The following is a 16,563-nucleotide window of genomic DNA, read 5'->3' as shown; positions in this document are numbered from 1 at the left end:
CGCGTCATCGAGCCGCGGTGGCCGCCCGGCGGCGGGACAACGCGTCGACGCTCGCGGCGAGGAGCAGGACCAGACCGGTCACGATGAACACGATGGCGGCGGGCTGCCGGAGCAGGCCCATGCCGTTCTGGATGATCGCGAGCACCGCGCCACCGATCACCGCGTCGCGCAGGCGGCCCTTGCCACCGAACAGCGACGTGCCACCGATGACGGCCGCACCGACCGACAGCAGCAGCGTGTTGCCGCCACCGGCGTTCGGGTCGACCGAGCCGACCTTCGACGAGTACACGATGGCGCCGATCGCGGCCGCCGAGGAGGCGATCACGAAGACGCTCATGCGGATGCGCTCGACGTTGATACCGGCGCGGCGCGCGGCTTCCTTGTTGCCGCCGACGGCGTAGACGTGGCGCCCGTAGGTCGTGCGGTCGAGCACGAACGTGCCGATCACGAGCAGCACCAGGACCAGCGGCACCACGTAGGGCACACCCTCGATGATCACGAGGTTGCTGGGCGCGCGGTTCTGGGACAGCGCGTAGGTGATGACGGCGGCCAGCAACGCGAGAGCGCCGATCTTGGTCAGCACGAGCGCCGTCGGCTGCGCGACGAGACCCTTGCGGAGCCGGGAGAAGTGCCGGGAAAGCACGATGGCCGCGTAACCGCCGACCGCGATGACGAACAGCGCCCACGAGCCCACGACGTTCAGGTTGCCGTTGGCGACGTTGAAGAGCGTGTCGTCGCGCAGACCGAGCGTGCCGCCGTCTCCGATGAACTGGAGCACGACGCCGCCCCAGACGAGGAACAGCGCCAGGGTCACGACGAACGACGGGATGCCGACCCTCGCGACCAGGAAGCCCGTGATGCTGCCGATGGCCGCGCCGACGCAGACCGCGAGCAGCATCTCGAGCCAGGCGTTCGCGGGAATGCCGACCGCGGCGATCACCAGGGCGATGGCGGACAGCGCCGCGCCCGCCCAGATCTTCATGATCACGGCGAGCACGATCGCGAGCACCAGCAAGCCGCAGAACACGTAGAACACCGTGTCGCCCATGCCGCCGAGCAGGTTGCCGTTGTTGATCAGGTGCAGTGCCATGACCGCGGCCGTCACACCCGAGGCCGTACCGGCGGACAGGTCGATCTCGCCGAGCAGCAGCACGAACACCAGGCCCATCGCGATGATGGTGATGCTGGCGCCCTGCTGGAGCAGGTTGGCGAGGTTGCCGAGGGTGAAGAACGTGTCGGACAACGAGCTGAAGACGATCAGCAGCACGATGATGCCGAGCAGCGCGGGCAGCGAGCCGAGCTCGCCGCCGCGAACCCTCGCCCAGTAGTCGCGGACGGCCTCGCCCGTGGACTGCGAGGTCGTGTCGATGCCGAAGTCGGAGATGGCGCCCTGAGGGGTTTCCTGTGCGGGCGTCTCGGTGGTGTTGGTCATGCTGGCCTCTTCGGAACTCATCAGATCGTCGCCGCCTCGGGGCGGGCGATGCCCAGGTCGCCGGAACGACCGGCGGTGATCAACTCGACGACCTGGCCGTGCGTGACGTCCTTGGACCCCACGACGGCGGCCATGCGGCCGAGGTAGAGGCACGCGATCTTGTCGGCGACCTCGAACACGTCGTTCATGTTGTGGCTGATCAGGACGACGCCGAGGCCCTGCTCCGCGAGCCGGCGGACGAGGTCGAGGACCTGCCGCGTCTGCGCGACGCCGAGTGCCGCGGTGGGCTCGTCGAGGAGCACGACCTTGCTGTTCCACAGCACGGCCTTGGCGATCGCCACGGTCTGGCGCTGACCGCCGGACAGCGACGACACCTGGGTGCGCACCGACTTGACCGTGCGCACGGACAGCGACGCCAGCGTCTTGCGAGCCGCCTGCTCCATGTCGGTCTCGTCGAGCAGGCCGCCCTTGGTGCGCTCACGACCGAGGAACATGTTCTGGACGATGTCGAGGTTGTCGGCCAGCGCCAGGTCCTGGTAGACGACCTCGATCCCGAGATCCGAGGCGTCGCGCGGGCCCTTGATGTGCACCGGCTCGCCGTTGAACAGAACCTCACCGGAGTCGGTGGGGTGGATGCCCGCGATGCACTTGACCAGCGTCGACTTGCCCGCGCCGTTGTCACCGACGAGGGCGGTGACCTCACCGGGGTTGACGGTGAGGTCGATGTCGTGCAGGACGTGCACGGGACCGAAGCTCTTGTTGATGCCGCGCAGCTCGAGAATCGGCTCGCTCACTGGGATTCCTCCGTGTTACCACGCGTGTAGGGCGGGGTGCGCAGGTTCCGCACCCCGCCCTACGCGCAAGCGGTCCTACTTGATGCCGAGCTCGGTGCAGGCGGCCTGGGTGTCGGCCACGCAGATCTCCGAGGCCTTGACGAAGCCCGCGTCGATGACGGACTTGACCTTGTCCTTGGTGATCAGCTGCGGCGTCAGCAGCACGGACTTGACGTCGCGGTTGCCCTTGGGGTCCTTCTCCTTGCCGGACGCGAGGGCGTCGGCGGCGGCGGTGTCACCCTTGGCGAGCGCGGCGGCCAGCTTGGCCGCGGCCTGGGCCTCTTCGTTGATCGGCTTGAAAACGGTCATGTACTGCTCACCGCGGAGCACGGCCTGCAGGCCGTCCGGGGTGGCGTCCTGACCGGTGACCGGAACCTTGCCGTTCAGGCTGTACTTCTTGAGGATCGTGATCACAGCGCCGGCGAGGCCGTCGTTCGCGGCGACGACTCCGTCCACCTTGCCGCCGTTGGAGGTCAGGATCTGCTCGAAGGTCTGGCCACCCTGCTGGTTGTCCCAGTCGGGGATCGGCTGGGACTGGACCAGCTTGAGCTTGCTGGAGTCGTACAGCGGCTTGAGGACCTTCTGCTGGCCCTGGTGGAACAGGGTCGCGTTGTTGTCCGTCGGCGAACCCTCGATCTCGATCACGTTCGCGCCCTGCGGAGCGTTCTTGAGGGCGTCCGCGAGACCCTGGCCCTGCAGCTCGCCGACCTTCACGTTGTCGAACGACACGTAGTAGGGCGAGGTGCCGCCGAGGTTCAGGCGGTCGTAGTCGATGACGTGGATGCCCTGGGCCTGTGCCTTCTTGGCGACCGAGGCACCGACCTCGCTGTTGGGGGTCGCGATGATCAGGACCTTCACGCCGGCGTTGATCATGCCGTCGGCGAGGGTGCTGAACTTCTGGGCGTCACCCTGAGCGTTCTGAATGTCGGGGTCGAGCCCCTCCTTCTTCAGAGCCGCCTCGAGGAGCGGCTTGTCGAAGCCCTCCCAGCGGGCGGAGGACTTCGTCTCAGGAAGGATCACGCCGACCTTTGCGCCCCCGCCGCTGCCAGAGTTCGTTTCGGAGCTTCCTCCCGTGCCGGAGGACGTGTTGGCGCCACACGCCGAGACCGCCAGGGCGAGGCCCACGGTCACGGCGATGGAAGCGAGGCTCTTGCTGCGCATCCGCCATCCCTTTCACTGCGCTGTGTCACAGAGAATGTTGTGGCGCACAACGTATGCCTGACATATGCGTGACCGGAACCACACTGGATCGATTAAGTCGCAACGATGCGGTAACCGTGGCGAAATTTAGTCACCGAGAGTTATGAGAGCGTTACCACAGCACTACTGCATCCGGCTGCAATATATTGGATATCGCTTGCAGCGAACACCCGCCCGTCATCTCCCGGCCATCTCTAGGTTGGTCGCATGACGGTCGACAAGGACACCGCCGAGAGGCTGGCTCTCTCGTTCGGCGCGGACGCGGCGCGCTACGACCGCACCCGCCCCACCTACCCGGACGCGCTGGTCCGGAAGATCGTTTCAGCGAGCCCGGGACCGCGCGTCCTCGACGTCGGCTGCGGCACCGGGGTGCTGTCGCGGCCGTTGCTCGACGCCGGATGCGAGGTACTCGGCGTCGAGCCCGACGAGCGCATGGCGGAGTTCGCCCGCGGTGGCGGCGTGGACGTGGAGATCGCGAAGTTCGAGGCCTGGGACCCGGCCGGCCGCGAGTTCGACGCCGTCGTCGCCGGGCAGTCGTGGCACTGGGTCGACGCCGAGGCGGGCCCTCGTCAGGTGGCGCGGGTGTTGCGGCCGGGCGGGGTGTTCGTGGCGCTGTGGCACGTGTTCGCGCCGCCGGAGCCGATCGAGCAGGCCTTCGCGGACGCGTTCCGGAAGGTGGCGCCCGACATCCCGTTCCGCGTGGGCCAGAGCCGTGCGGAGGCGTTGAAGGCCTACCAGGAGGGCTGCGTGCGCACGGGTGAGGCGTTCGTCAGCACCGGCGAGTTCACGTCGTCGGAGCAGTGGGCGGCCGGCTGGGCCCACACCTACACGACCGCCGAGTACCTCGACCTCCTGCGCACGACGGGCTCGGTCGCCCTGCTCGGCGCCGAGCAGCTCACCGGGCTGCTGGACGACGTCGGCAGGGCGATCGACGCGATCGGCGGCCGGTTCGAGACCCACTACGACACGGTGGCCGTCGCCGTCACCCGCGGCTGACCGGCTACCAGGAGCGCAGGGTCGCGATCCGCTCCTCGAGCTGCTCGATGGTGGCCATCGCCGTCGGCGGGCCACCGCAGTACTCGCGCAGCTGGGTGTGGATCTTGCCGTGCGGCTTCTTCGTGCGGTGGTGGTGCATCGCGACGAGGGTGTTGAGCTCCTTGCGCAGCGACGTGAGGCGTTCCTGCACGCCCACGGGCCGTGCCTCGCGCACCGCGACCTCGGGCTTGGGGCGTTTGGCGGCGGTCGCCATCTGCTCCTCCTGCCGCTGCAGCAGCAGGGTCCGCACCTGGTCGGGTTCGAGCAGGCCGGGCAGGCCGAGGTACTCCTGCTCCTCCTCCGAGCCCGCGATGGTCGGGGCGCCGAACGACGAGCCGTCGAAGATCACCTGGTCGAGCTCGGCCGTGGTGCCCAGGGCGGTGAAAGCCCGTTCGTCCTCACCGGGTTCGTCCTTGGCCTGGTTGGCCGCGGCCATCAGCTCGTCGTCCCAGCCGTCCTTCTCGCGGTGCGGCTTGCCCAGGACGTGGTCGCGCTCGGCCTCCAGCTCGGACGCGAGCTGCAGCAGCACCGGCACCGACGGCAGGAACACCGAGGCGGTCTCGCCGGGCTTGCGGTTGCGCACGAAGCGGCCGACGGCCTGCGCGAAGAACAGCGGGGTCGACGACGACGTCGCGTACACGCCCACGGCCAGGCGCGGCACGTCGACGCCCTCGGACACCATGCGGACGGCGATCATCCAGCGTTCGTTCGTCGCGGCGAACTCGGCGATCTTGCCCGATGCCTTCGGGTCGTCCGAGAGGACGAGCGTGGGGATGTGGCCCGTGACGCGCTCCAGCACCTGCGCGTAGGCCTTCGCGACGGTCTGGTCGGTGGCGATCACGAGGCCGCCGGCGTCGGGGATGCCGTTCTCGCGCTTCTGCGTGAGCCGCTGGTCGGCCGCGCGCAGCACGGACGCCACCCAGTCGCCCGCCGGGTCCAGGGCCGTGCGCCACGCCCGTGCGGTCTGCTCCTGCGTCAGCGGCTCGCCCAGGCGTGCGGTGAACTCCTCGCCCGCGCTGGTCCGCCACGACGCCTCACCCGAGTACGCGAGGAACAGCACGGGCCGGACGACGCCGTCGCGCAGCGCGTCGGAGTAGCCGTAGGTGTGGTCCGCCTTGGACGTCTTGAAGCCGCCGTTGCTCTCCTCGTACTGCACGAACGGGATCGGCGAGTCGTCGGAGCGGAACGGCGTACCGGTCAGGCAGAGACGGCGGACAGCGGGCGTGAACGCCTCACGGATCGCGTCACCCCACGACTTCGCGTCACCGCCGTGGTGCACCTCGTCGAGCAGCACGAGCGTCTTGCGGTTCTCCGTGCGCACCCGGTGCAACGTCGGATGAGCGGCCACCTGCGCGTACGTCACGGCCACGCCGTGGTAGTCGCGAGAGGTCATCGCGTTGGTGTTGCGGAAGTTCGAGTCGATGTGGATGCCCTGCTCGGCGGCGGCCTTCGCCCACTGGTGCTTGAGGTGCTCCGTGGGCGTGACGATCGTGACGGTCTCGATCGTCCGGTCGGCCAGCAGCTCGGCGGCGACGCGGAGCCCGAACGTCGTCTTGCCGGCGCCGGGCGTGGCGACGGCGAGGAAGTCCTGGGGCTTCGCGGCGAGGTACTTGGTCAGCGCCCTGCGCTGCCATGCCCGCAGCGGTCGCATTGCTGCTGTCGCTGTCACAGACGTGTTTCTCCTCATTTGCGCTGGTCAGACATGGCTTTGACATGCAACAGCCCTCAGGCGGACCGTGGCCGAGGGCTCTGCGAGCCTACCCGTTCCGAGCGCCGATGCCGCGAAACGTGGCCCCATGCACCATGCTTGTCCTTGCGATGGGTTCGCCTACGGACAACGACGCGCGCAGGTCCGGCCGCAAGGGGCCGCTGCGTCTACTAGCGCGCACTCTGTCGAAGGCGTGGGAAGGCAACATCTTCTCAGAAGCGGCCGAAGCGGCGTTCTGGCAGACCCTGTCGTTTCCGCCACTGCTGCTCGGCGTGCTGGGCTCGATGGGCTGGATCGGCACCTGGTTCGGCCCCGAGGTCGTCGTGGGCGTGCAGGAGAAGATCATCGGTTTCACCCGCACGATCTTCAGCGGGGACGTCGTCAACGACGTGATCCAGCCGACGGTCGCGGAGATCCTCTCGACGGGCAAGGGCGAGATCGTCTCCATCGGCTTCCTGATCTCGCTGTGGGCGGGGTCGTCGGCCATGTCGTCGTTCGTCGACGCGATCACCGTCGCCCACGGCCAGTACGGCGTGCGCAACGAGGTGTGGCAGCGCTTCTTCGCCCTGCTGCTGTACTTGGTGTCGTTGGTGGCGCTCGTGGTCGGCCTGCCGGTGCTGGCGCTGGGCCCGGACGTCCTGCCGCAGTTCTTCCCGGCTTCCTGGCAGCCTTACATCACCACGTGGGTCGGCCGCTTCTACTACCCCGGCGTCGCACTGCTGCTCGTGTTGTCGCTTTCGGCGCTCTACAAGGTCGCGCTGCCGCGGAGACTGCCGTACCACCGCGTGCTGCCCGGAGCGATCCTCGCGATGGCCGTGTTCATCCTGTCGTCCATCGGACTGCGCCTGTACATCCAGTGGATCACGACCACCGGCTACACCTACGGCGCGCTGGCGACGCCGATCGCGTTCCTGCTGTTCGTGTTCTTCATCGGCCTGGCGATCACGATCGGCGCGTACTTCAACAGCGCCGTCCAGGAGATGTGGCCCGCCCGCATGACTCGGCGCCAACGCCGCCGCTGGCGCCGGCTGGAACTCGAACGCGCCGCCTCGCGGATCCGCGAGGAGAGCGCGAAGCCCCGGGAGGACTCACAGCAGGAGCCCACCGGCAACAGCTCCCCGGCGCCGTCCCCCGCCGACACGCAACGCACGAGCCCGTTGCAGATCCAGAAGCCCCGGTCCTCACCGGAAGAGGAAAAGCAGCGCGGATGACGGCAGCCGCGTCCGGTGCCCCTGCTGCGAGGCACTGAACGCGGCCGTGTGACGTTCCGAGCGTGCTGCCTACTCGCCGCCGGCGGGCAGGTTCTCGTAGATCTTCTTGCAGTCAGGGCACACCGGGGAACCGGGCTTCGGCGACCGCGTGACCGGGAAGACCTCGCCGCACAGGGCGACCACGTGCGTTCCCATCACGGCGCTCTCGGCGATCTTCGCCTTGCGCACGTAGTGGAACATCTTCGGGGTGTCGTCCCCGGTCTGGTCGGTGCCTTCCGGCCGTACGTCGACCTCGGGGAGAGTCTGGGTGCTCACGCGCCCAGGGTACCTGGGATGATGTCCCCTCGTGACCCCGCTGCACATCGCCGAGGAAGTAGCCGCCGCACTGGCCGGGAACCGGCCCGTCGTCGCTCTCGAAAGCACCATCCTGTCCCACGGCCTGCCCGCGCCGCGCAACCTCGCGGTCGCCGCACGCCTGGAGAAAGTAGTACGGGAGGCAGGCGCCGTCCCCGCCACGATCGCCGTCCTCGACGGCGTGCCCCACATCGGCCTGTCCGCTTCCGAGCTGGACCGCGTGTGCACCGCGGGCGACCTGGTGAAGCTGTCGCTGCGCGACCTCGGCGCCGCCTACGCCCTGGGCCGCAGCGGCGCGACGACCGTGGCCTCGACCGCGGCCCTGGCCCACCAGGCCGGCATCCGCGTCTTCGCGACCGGCGGCCTCGGCGGCGTGCACCGCGGCGCGCGCGAGACGTGGGACGTGTCCGCCGATCTCGACGTGGTCGCCACCACGCCCGTGCTCATCGTCTGCTCGGGCGTGAAGTCGATCCTGGACATGGGCGCGACCCTGGAGGTGCTGGAGACCCGCTCCGTGCCGGTCGTCGGCTACCAGACCTCGCGCTTCCCGGCGTTCTACCGCCGCGAGTCGGAGTACGACGTGCCGTGGCGCGTCGAGAACCCTTCCGAAGCCGCCGCCGTGTTCGCGGCCGGCGAGCGCGGCATGCTGCTGGTGAACCCGATCCCCGCCGCGTTCGAGATGGACTCCGCCCTGCACGACCGCCTGCTGGCCGAGGGTCTGCGGAAGCTCACCGACCAGGACGTGCGCGGCAAGGACGTCACCCCCGTCCTGCTGGAGCACTTCCACACCGCCAGCGAGGGCGTGAGCCTCGACGCCAACGAGGAACTGGTCGTCAACAACGCCTCGGTCGCTTCCCAGGTCGCCGTCTCGCTCTTCGGGGAGCACTCCCGGTGAGGCCCGTGGTCGTGGTCGGTGACGCGGGCCTCGACGTCGTGGCCCGCCACGCCGGCCCCATCGCCCACGGCGGCGACGTGCGCGCCAAGGTGACGATCGAGCCCGGCGGCGCCGGCGCGAACACCGCCGTGTGGCTGGCCGCGTGCGGCGCCTCGCCGGTGCTGGTGGCCCGCGTGGGCGCCGACTCGGCCGGCCGTCAGGTCCACGCCGAGCTGACCTCCGCGGGCGTGCGGTGCGCCTTCGCCGTGGACCCCGACCTGGCGACGTGCTGCGTGGTCGTCCTCGTCGACGACCAGGGCCAGCGCTCGATGCTGCCCGACCGCGGCGCGAACGCCCGCTTCTCCCCCGCCGACCTCGACCCTGGCCTGCTCGCCGGCACCGACGGCCACCTGCACCTGTCCGGCTACGTGCTGCTCGACGCCACGTCCCGCCCTGCCGGTCTCGCAGTGCTCGCGGCGGCGCGCGACGCGGGCTGGACGACATCAGTCGACCCGCAGGCAGCCGTACTGATCCACTCCGCCGAGGCGTTCCTCGACGACGTGCGCGGCGTCGACTTCCTGCTTCCGAACGCCGACGAGCTCTTCGCCCTCACCGGCTCCTCGGAGCCGTCCGCGGCCAAGTCGTTGCTCTCCCACGTCGGTGCCGTCGTGGTGACCTCAGGACCCGACGGTGCGACGTGGGTCGACGCCGACGAGTTGATCTCGGTCCCTGCTGAAACCACTGAGTGCGTCGACTCGACGGGCGCCGGTGACGCGTTCGACGCCGGTTTCCTGGCGGCCTGGCTCGCCGGCGCGTCGAAGCAGGACGCCCTTCTCGGCGGCGTTCGCGCGGGGTCGCGCGCCGTTGGCGTCGTGGGCGCTCAGCCGCCCCGCTAACCGCCTCATCCTCACTGATATATCGGCTCTCGGGCCGATATATCGCTGTCTGCTGCCGCTTCACCGGATGCAAAAGACGTTTGCGGACGAAGTCAAAAGACTCGTTGCAAAGGCCGACCACGCCCGCCGGCCCTTGCAACGAGTTTTTGCGGACGAAGTCAAAAGAGTCGTTGCCAAGGTCGGGGCATGCGGCGACGGCGCGGGTGCTGCGGTTCGGTGGCGGACTAGCCGTCGATGACGGTGGTGCTCTTGCGCTCGATGGCGCGGCGCTCGACCTGGTAGCGGTTGGCCTTCTCGGTCTTGCGCGGCGGCCTGTCGTTGGCGATCAGCACGGCCATCCACGGCAGCGGCACCGACAGCACGATGAAGAACAGGGCGAGCCACCAGACGTGGGCGAACAGGGCCGCGAGGATGAGGCACGGGAAGCGCAGGCTCATCATGATCGCGTACTTCCGGCGCCGGGCGGCGTGCTGCTCTTCGTAGGACGGGGCCGCCTCGGTGATCAACACCGGGGTGTCGTTCCGGTCGGGACTGCTCACGACACCACCTCCACAACACTCATCGTCCCACGTCCGAGTGACGCCTGGGACATCCGGTCGGCGGTTAACATCCGCGGGTGGTCGCCCTTGATCGCCTCGTGGACGTGCTCGGCAGTCTGGGCACGCATCTGGCGTGCGCGCCGGGTGGCCGTGACGTCGAGCTCCGCGGGGTCGCCCTGCACGACCCGGCCGAGAACACGCCGGCCGCGGCGGGCGACGTCCTCCTCGGACTGGGCACGCCTTCTGTCGCCGCCGCCGCGCGGCTCGTGTCGTCGACGGCGGCCTCCGCGGTGGTGTTGCATGGCAGGCCGCCGTTGGACGAGCGCGTGCTCGCCGCCGCCCGCAAATCCGGGGCGGCCGTGTTGCTGGTGGACCCGTCGGTGCCGTGGAGCCAGCTCGCGAACGTCACACAGACGCTGGTCAACGGCGGCACGCGCACCGGGGACCTGTTCGGGCTGGCCGACGTGATCGCGGGCGTCGTGGGCGGGCCGGTGACGATCGAGGACCAGCAGTCGCGCGTGCTCGCCTACTCCTACCGGCAGGAGGACGTCGATCCCGTCCGCGTCCAGACCATCCTCGGCCGGCGGGTCCCGGAGCAGGCGCGGCGGGCGCTCGACGAGTTCGGGGTGTTCACGCACCTCGCGTCGTCCGACGAGCCGATCTTCGTACCCAAGCTGACCCCTCAGCTGGGCAACCGGCTCGTCGCCGCGGTGCGCGCGGGTCGTGAGCTGCTCGGGTCCGTGTGGGTCGAGGTGACGGGGCCGGTCGACGCCGCCCGGAGCGCCGCGTTGGTCGACGGCGCGCGCACGGCGGCGTTGCACCTGTTGCGGTCGCGTGCGTCGACGGATCTCGAACGGCAGGCCGAGGCGGATCTCGTGATCAGGCTGCTCGAACACCCGGAGTCCGCGGACGTCGCGCGACTGGGGTTGCCGTCGGCCGATCTGCGCGTGATCGCGGTGCAGGCTCACGCGGGCGAGGGTGAGCACGGTGCGGCGGTCCTCGCGTTCCAGCGGGCCACCGCGGGCTTCGGCTGGTCGAGGCCTGGGCGGAGCGCACTGTTCGGCAACGTCCTCTACACCGTCATCCCCGCCGCCGACGACGCCGTCGCGTGGGTGCGGTCGCTGGTCCGCGAGCTGCCGTCCGAGGCGACGGTGCTGGCGGGGATCGGCGGACCGGCGGAGGCGACCCAGCTACCGACGTCACGGCAGGAAGCCGACGAATGTCTAGCGCTCTCCACCGGCACACCGGTGGTGTACGACGACGCCTGGGCGCAGGTCCTGTTGCACCGGCTCAGCGCGGTCGCCGAGGCCGGACGGGTTCCGACCCGAGGTCCGATATCCAATATATTGCGATATGACGCCGAGTACGGGACGCAGTACGCGGCGACGCTGAGGGCGTGGCTCGCGGCCCAGGGCGACGTCCGGGCGGCGGCGCGGGAGCTCAACGTGCACCCGAACACGATGCGGTACCGGATGCAGAAGATGGCCGAGGTGACACCGCTCCCCCTCGACGACCCGGACCAGCGGCTCGCGATGGCGATCGCCCTCCGGATCACGCGGTGAACCGGGCGGCGTGAAAGCATCTGCACCCGTGCACCCCGATCTTTCTGCCGACCTGTGCGCCCGTCTGCGCGAGGCCTTCCTGAACGCCGGCTACACCGCGGACGGCGTCGTCGACGCGCTCGGCCCGCAGGCCCACGCCGCTCTCGGCCGCGGTGAGCCCGAGCCCGCCCGCCGCGCCAGCAAGGACGCCGGGACGCTCGGCACGCTGATCCGCCTGTTCCTGCTGGGCGACCACGAGCCGGAGCAGGACGTCCGCAAGGCGATCGCCGGGGTCGACATCGACGACGCCGTCAAGAACGAGATCCTGACCGAGGACCTGAGGGCCGGGCTCGACGTGCGGCCGTACGAGGACAACTGGTGGGTCATCGCCGACCTCGACTCCGACGTGCGCGGCGGAGCGGTCCCCGAGGACCACGTGCTCGGCGTCGGCCACGCGTCCATCAGCCTCGCCCGCGCGACCAAGCGCACGCCAGTCGGCACGCTGCTCGACCTCGGCACCGGCTGCGGAGTGCAGGCCCTGCACGCCAGCAAGCACGCGGAGCGCATCACGGCGACCGATCTGTCCGAGCGCGCGCTGAGGCTCGCCCAGGGCACGTTCCGCATCAACGAACTCGACGTCGAGACGTTGCAGGGTGAATGGTTCGGCCCGGTGCGCAACCGGCGGTTCGACCAGGTCGTGTGCAACCCGCCGTTCGTCGTCGGCCCGCCGCGCGTGGACTACGTGTACCGCGACTCCGGTCTCGGCGGTGACGACGCCTCGGCGCTGGTCATCCGGCAGCTGCCCGCGTTCCTCAACGAAGGCGGCGTCGGCCAGCTGCTCGCGTCGTGGGTGCACCGCAAGGGCGAGGACTGGGAGGAGCGCGTCTCCAGTTGGCTGCCGCGCGGTGGGATCGACGCGTGGTTCGTGCAGCGCGACATCGCCGAGCCCGCCCTGTACGTCGGCACGTGGCTCAAGGACGCGGGAGTCGACCCGCGCAGCCCCGAGGGGCGGGCCAAGGCGAGCGCGTGGCTCGACTGGTTCGAGGAGAACCAGGTCCAGGGCGTCGGCTTCGGCTACGTGACGCTGCGGCGCACCGACGAGATGCACTCCCAGGTCGTGTGCGAAGACCTGCGCCACGCTTACGACGACCCACTGGGTCCGGAGGCGGCACGCTGGCTCGACAACGTCGCGTGGCTGCGCGCGAACCCCGACCTGCTGGGGCAGCGGTTCCGGGTCGCGGACACCGTGTTGCTCGAGGAGGTGTCCGAGCCGGGCGACGAGGGCTGGCGCAAGGTCGTCGCGCGCCTGCACCGCACCGACGGGCCCGGCTGGCAGCACGAGGTCGACGAGGCGACCGCCAAGCTCGTCGCCGGCTGCACCGGCGCACTGCCCCTCGAAGACCTGCTGTCACTGCTCGAGTTCGCATACGGAGAAATCGATGCAGAAGCGGCCTTGCCGATCGTTCGTGATCTCATCCGGCACGGAATGTTGATTCCCGCGTGAAAGCAGTTGTGGCGCGCGTCACAGAAGCGAGTGTCGAAGTCGCGGGCGACATCGTCGGCGCGATCGACGAGCCCGGATTGCTGGTGCTACTCGGCGTCCACCACGACGACACGGACGCGCACGCTCGCAAGATGGCGCAGAAGCTGCACGGTCTGCGCATCCTCGAGGACGAGCAGTCATGTGAGTCGACCGGTGCTCCACTGCTGGTAGTCAGCCAGTTCACCCTCTACGGGGACACCCGCAAGGGCCGCCGTCCGTCCTGGACGGCGGCCGCCCGGCCCGAGCACGCGGAACCCTTGGTGAACGCCGTCGTGCAGGAACTACGCCAAAAGGGTGCTCGCGTCGAAACGGGACGATTCAGAGCCGATATGAAGGTGCGGAGCGTGAACGACGGACCGTTCACCGTGCTCGTAGAGGTCTGACTAAAGGGTTCTCAGCCAATCCTCAGATTAGTCGCGCAACCGCTGTGACAGCGGTGACGTCTTCAGGTCATGGAAGTCGGGAACGAATTCGGAATCGGGTTCGTTACCCAGGTATCAGCCAGCTAGCGATGGGATCCCGAGCGGGCCCGCCGCAAGGGGCAACCAGGGCGCAGCGCCGCGCCGCCTTGACCGCCAGCGCGACTTGTCGCCGCCCGCAGCAGGGGGAGGGAGATCCATGACCGTCACGAGGATCTCCGACCGTGAAGTCGGAGAGAACACCACCGTCGTCGCCGAGCACGAGCTCGACGCGCAAGGTCCGGCAGCCGATCTCGTTCGAGTCTACCTGAACGGCATCGGCAAGACCGCACTCCTCACCGCTGAAGAGGAGGTGGAGCTCGCCAAGCGCATCGAAGCCGGTGTCTTCGCGCAGCACGTCATGGAGACGGCCAAGCGCCTCACGCCCGCCCGTCGCGGAGAACTGGGGGAGCTCGTCCGCGACGGCCGCCGCGCCAAGGACCACCTGCTCAAGGCCAACCTGCGCCTCGTCGTGTCGCTGGCCAAGCGCTACACCGGCCGCGGCATGCCGCTGCTGGACCTGATCCAGGAGGGCAACCTGGGCCTGATCCGCGCCGTCGAGAAGTTCGACTACACCAAGGGCTTCAAGTTCTCGACGTACGCGACGTGGTGGATCCGTCAGGCGATCACCCGCGGCATGGCTGACCAGGGCCGCACCATCCGCCTCCCCGTCCACCTCGTCGAGCAGGTGAACAAGCTCGCGCGGATCAAGCGCGACCTGCACCAGACGCTCGGCCGCGAGGCGACGACCGAGGAGCTCGCGAAGGAGTCCGGCCTGTCGGTCGACAAGGTCGCCGACCTGCTCGACCACGCCCGTGACCCGGTATCGCTCGACATGCCGGTCGGCACGGAGGAGGACGCGCCCCTCGGTGACTTCATCGAGGACTCGGACGCGACCGACGCCGAGAGCGCCGTCATCTCCGGCCTGCTGCAGGACGACCTGCGCCGCGTGCTCGCGACGCTGGAGCCGCGCGAGCAGGCGGTGATCCGGCTGCGCTACGGCCTCGAGGACGGCCAGCCGCGCACGCTGGACCAGATCGGCAAGCGGTTCGGGCTGTCCCGCGAGCGGGTGCGGCAGATCGAGCGCGAGGTCATGTCCAAGCTCCGCCAGGGCGAACGCGCCGCGAAGCTGCGGGCCTACGCCTCGTAACCCGGTAGGCGTCACGGTCGGATCTCACCCGTCCGGCAGTATTGACTTGTGACTCAACTCACGGCACGGTCGGGCGTTACCAGAGCCACGCGACGCCCCTCGTGAGTCGGGTTTCGCACGCGAAGGAAGGTCGGGGCAGCCGGGGGCTGCCCCGGCCTTCCGCGTTCGGCGGGTCGTTGCGAAGAACACGGTGGACGGGCAGCGATACGTCCCTTTGGTGGCGGTACGGTTTTCCGATCCGAACTGCACACCGTTGGAGTTGTGTACGACGTGCCCACCACTTTCGAGTACACCGACGTCCTGCCGCTCGCGAAGGACACCGAGACCGAGTACCGCCTCGTCACCTCCGACGGGGTGAAGCTGATCGAGGCCGGTGACCGCAAGTTCCTCGAGGTCGCCCCCGAGACGCTGACGCTGCTGGCGAAGGAAGCCATCCGCGACATCCAGCACCTGCTGCGCCCGTCGCACCTCGCCCAGCTGCGCAAGATCATCGACGACCCCGAGGCGTCGGGCAACGACCGCTTCGTCGCGATGGACCTGCTGCGCAACGCCGCCATCTCATCAGGCGGTGTCCTGCCCATGTGCCAGGACACCGGCACGGCGATCATCATGGGCAAGCGCTCCGAGACCGTCCTGACCGGCGGCGACGACGAGCAGGCCCTGGCCCGCGGCGTCTTCGAGGCCTACCAGGAGCTCAACCTGCGCTACTCGCAGATGGCCCCGGTGACGTTCTGGGACGAGAAGAACACCGGCACGAACCTGCCCGCGCAGATCGAGGTGTTCCACAAGCCCGGCCAGGAGCCCGTCTACGAGTTCCTGTTCATGGCCAAGGGCGGCGGCAGCGCGAACAAGACGTTCCTCTACCAGGAGACCAAGGCGGTCCTGAACCCGAAGCGACTCGCCTCGTTCCTGGACGAGAAGCTCCGCTCGCTCGGCACCGCGGCCTGCCCGCCGTACCACCTGGCGGTCGTCGTCGGCGGCCTGTCCGCCGAGCAGAACCTCAAGGTCGCGAAGCTGGCCTCGGCCCGCTACCTCGACAACCTTCCCACCGAGGGCTCACCGCTGGGCCACGCGTTCCGCGACAAGGACCTCGAGCAGCAGGTCCTGGAGCTGACCCGCAACTTCGGCATCGGCGCCCAGTTCGGCGGCAAGTACTTCTGCCACGACGTGCGCGTCATCCGCCTCCCCCGCCACGGCGCCTCGTGCCCGGTCGGCGTCGCGGTGTCGTGCTCGGCCGACCGCCAGGCCAAGGCCCGCATCACGGCGGAGGGCGTGTTCCTCGAGCAGATGGAACGCGACCCGGCCCGGTTCCTGCCCGAGATCGAGGGCGAGGACCTGTCCGACGAGGTCGTCCGCATCGACCTCACCCGCCCGATGGCGGAGATCCGCGAGGTCCTCACCAAGCTGCCGGTGAAGACCCGCGTCTCGCTGACCGGTCCGCTGGTCGTGGCTCGCGACATCGCCCACGCCAAGATCAAGGAACGCCTCGACGCCGGCGAGGAGATGCCGCAGTACCTCAAGGACCACCCGGTCTACTACGCCGGTCCGGCCAAGACGCCCGAGGGCTACGCCTCCGGTTCGTTCGGCCCGACCACGGCCGGCCGCATGGACTCCTATGTCGAGCAGTTCCAGGCCGCAGGCGGCTCGCTGGTGATGCTCGCCAAGGGCAACCGCTCCAAGCAGGTCACGAACGCGTGCAACACGCACGGCGGCTTCTACCTCGGCTCCATCGGCGGCCCCGCGGCGCGCCTGGCCCAGGACTGCATCCGCAAGGTCGAGGTCCTCGAGT

15 protein-coding genes are annotated in these 16,563 nt (G+C 69.4%); 9 read left to right on the top strand and 6 right to left on the bottom strand.

What is annotated here, in order from left to right:
- Nucleotides 1-4: 4 nt before the first annotated feature.
- The 3 genes from VM306_RS17295 to VM306_RS17285 form a co-directional block, all read right to left on the bottom strand.
- Nucleotides 5-1,432, bottom strand: a complete 1,428-nt coding sequence (locus VM306_RS17295) for a sugar ABC transporter permease (RefSeq protein WP_325516019.1) — start codon at nucleotides 1,430-1,432, stop codon at nucleotides 5-7.
- A gap of 20 nt (nucleotides 1,433-1,452) precedes the next feature.
- Nucleotides 1,453-2,226 (bottom strand): ATP-binding cassette domain-containing protein, encoded by a 774-nt coding sequence (locus VM306_RS17290; protein ID WP_325516018.1) that lies wholly within the window; start codon nucleotides 2,224-2,226, stop codon nucleotides 1,453-1,455.
- A gap of 75 nt (nucleotides 2,227-2,301) precedes the next feature.
- Nucleotides 2,302-3,426 (bottom strand): sugar ABC transporter substrate-binding protein, encoded by a 1,125-nt coding sequence (locus tag VM306_RS17285; RefSeq protein WP_325516017.1) that lies wholly within the window; start codon nucleotides 3,424-3,426, stop codon nucleotides 2,302-2,304.
- A 246-nt stretch (nucleotides 3,427-3,672) separates the two neighbouring features.
- Here VM306_RS17285 and VM306_RS17280 point away from each other — a divergent pair, with 246 nt between their 5' ends.
- Complete coding sequence (locus VM306_RS17280; protein WP_325516016.1) at nucleotides 3,673-4,461, top strand: class I SAM-dependent methyltransferase; 789 nt, start codon at nucleotides 3,673-3,675, stop codon at nucleotides 4,459-4,461.
- Between the two features lie 4 nt (nucleotides 4,462-4,465).
- On the opposite strand, the gene VM306_RS17275 is transcribed toward VM306_RS17280, so the two are convergent.
- Nucleotides 4,466-6,151, bottom strand: coding sequence for a DEAD/DEAH box helicase (locus VM306_RS17275; protein WP_325516042.1), 1,686 nt, complete (start codon nucleotides 6,149-6,151; stop codon nucleotides 4,466-4,468).
- A gap of 167 nt (nucleotides 6,152-6,318) precedes the next feature.
- Between VM306_RS17275 and VM306_RS17270 the strand changes: the two genes are divergently transcribed.
- Nucleotides 6,319-7,419, top strand: a complete 1,101-nt coding sequence (locus tag VM306_RS17270) for a YihY/virulence factor BrkB family protein (RefSeq protein ID WP_325516015.1) — start codon at nucleotides 6,319-6,321, stop codon at nucleotides 7,417-7,419.
- A 69-nt stretch (nucleotides 7,420-7,488) separates the two neighbouring features.
- On the opposite strand, the gene VM306_RS17265 is transcribed toward VM306_RS17270, so the two are convergent.
- A complete protein-coding gene (locus VM306_RS17265; protein ID WP_325516014.1) occupies nucleotides 7,489-7,734 on the bottom strand; it encodes a DUF3039 domain-containing protein in 246 nt (81 codons plus the stop codon).
- Nucleotides 7,735-7,765: 31 nt separating this feature from the next.
- On the opposite strand from VM306_RS17265, the gene VM306_RS17260 reads away from it, so the two are divergent.
- A complete protein-coding gene (locus VM306_RS17260) occupies nucleotides 7,766-8,668 on the top strand; it encodes a pseudouridine-5'-phosphate glycosidase (protein WP_325516013.1) in 903 nt (300 codons plus the stop codon).
- Nucleotides 8,665-9,543 (top strand): sugar kinase, encoded by an 879-nt coding sequence (locus VM306_RS17255; RefSeq protein ID WP_325516012.1) that lies wholly within the window; start codon nucleotides 8,665-8,667, stop codon nucleotides 9,541-9,543. The genes VM306_RS17260 and VM306_RS17255 overlap by 4 nt, the downstream gene beginning before the upstream one ends.
- 224 nt (nucleotides 9,544-9,767) lie before the next feature.
- Here the strand turns inward: VM306_RS17255 and VM306_RS17250 are convergent, their stop codons facing one another.
- Nucleotides 9,768-10,082: a DUF3099 domain-containing protein gene (locus VM306_RS17250; RefSeq protein WP_325516011.1), complete on the bottom strand. Its 315-nt coding sequence runs from the start codon at nucleotides 10,080-10,082 to the stop codon at nucleotides 9,768-9,770.
- A gap of 77 nt (nucleotides 10,083-10,159) precedes the next feature.
- Here VM306_RS17250 and VM306_RS17245 point away from each other — a divergent pair, with 77 nt between their 5' ends.
- From VM306_RS17245 to VM306_RS17225, 5 genes are all read left to right on the top strand, one after another.
- A complete protein-coding gene (locus VM306_RS17245; RefSeq protein WP_325516010.1) occupies nucleotides 10,160-11,644 on the top strand; it encodes a helix-turn-helix domain-containing protein in 1,485 nt (494 codons plus the stop codon).
- A 10-nt stretch (nucleotides 11,645-11,654) separates the two neighbouring features.
- Nucleotides 11,655-13,127, top strand: coding sequence for a DUF7059 domain-containing protein (locus VM306_RS17240; protein WP_325516009.1), 1,473 nt, complete (start codon nucleotides 11,655-11,657; stop codon nucleotides 13,125-13,127).
- Nucleotides 13,124-13,549 (top strand): D-aminoacyl-tRNA deacylase, encoded by a 426-nt coding sequence (gene dtd, locus VM306_RS17235; RefSeq protein WP_325516008.1) that lies wholly within the window; start codon nucleotides 13,124-13,126, stop codon nucleotides 13,547-13,549. Before VM306_RS17240 ends, dtd begins: the two co-directional genes overlap by 4 nt.
- Nucleotides 13,550-13,784: 235 nt before the next feature.
- Entirely contained in the window at nucleotides 13,785-14,774 is a 990-nt protein-coding gene (locus VM306_RS17230; RefSeq protein WP_325516007.1) for a sigma-70 family RNA polymerase sigma factor, read from the top strand.
- Between the two features lie 261 nt (nucleotides 14,775-15,035).
- Nucleotides 15,036-16,563, top strand: a 1,528-nt coding sequence (locus VM306_RS17225; protein WP_414672402.1) for a fumarate hydratase, incomplete at its 3' end; no start/stop codon positions are given.

Source organism: Lentzea sp. (assembly GCF_035525475.1).
In the GTDB taxonomy this organism is placed as follows: Bacteria; Actinomycetota; Actinomycetes; order Mycobacteriales; family Pseudonocardiaceae; genus Lentzea.
The sequence above is the reverse complement of the archived record's forward strand: the minus strand, read 5'-3'. Positions and strand labels throughout refer to the sequence as shown.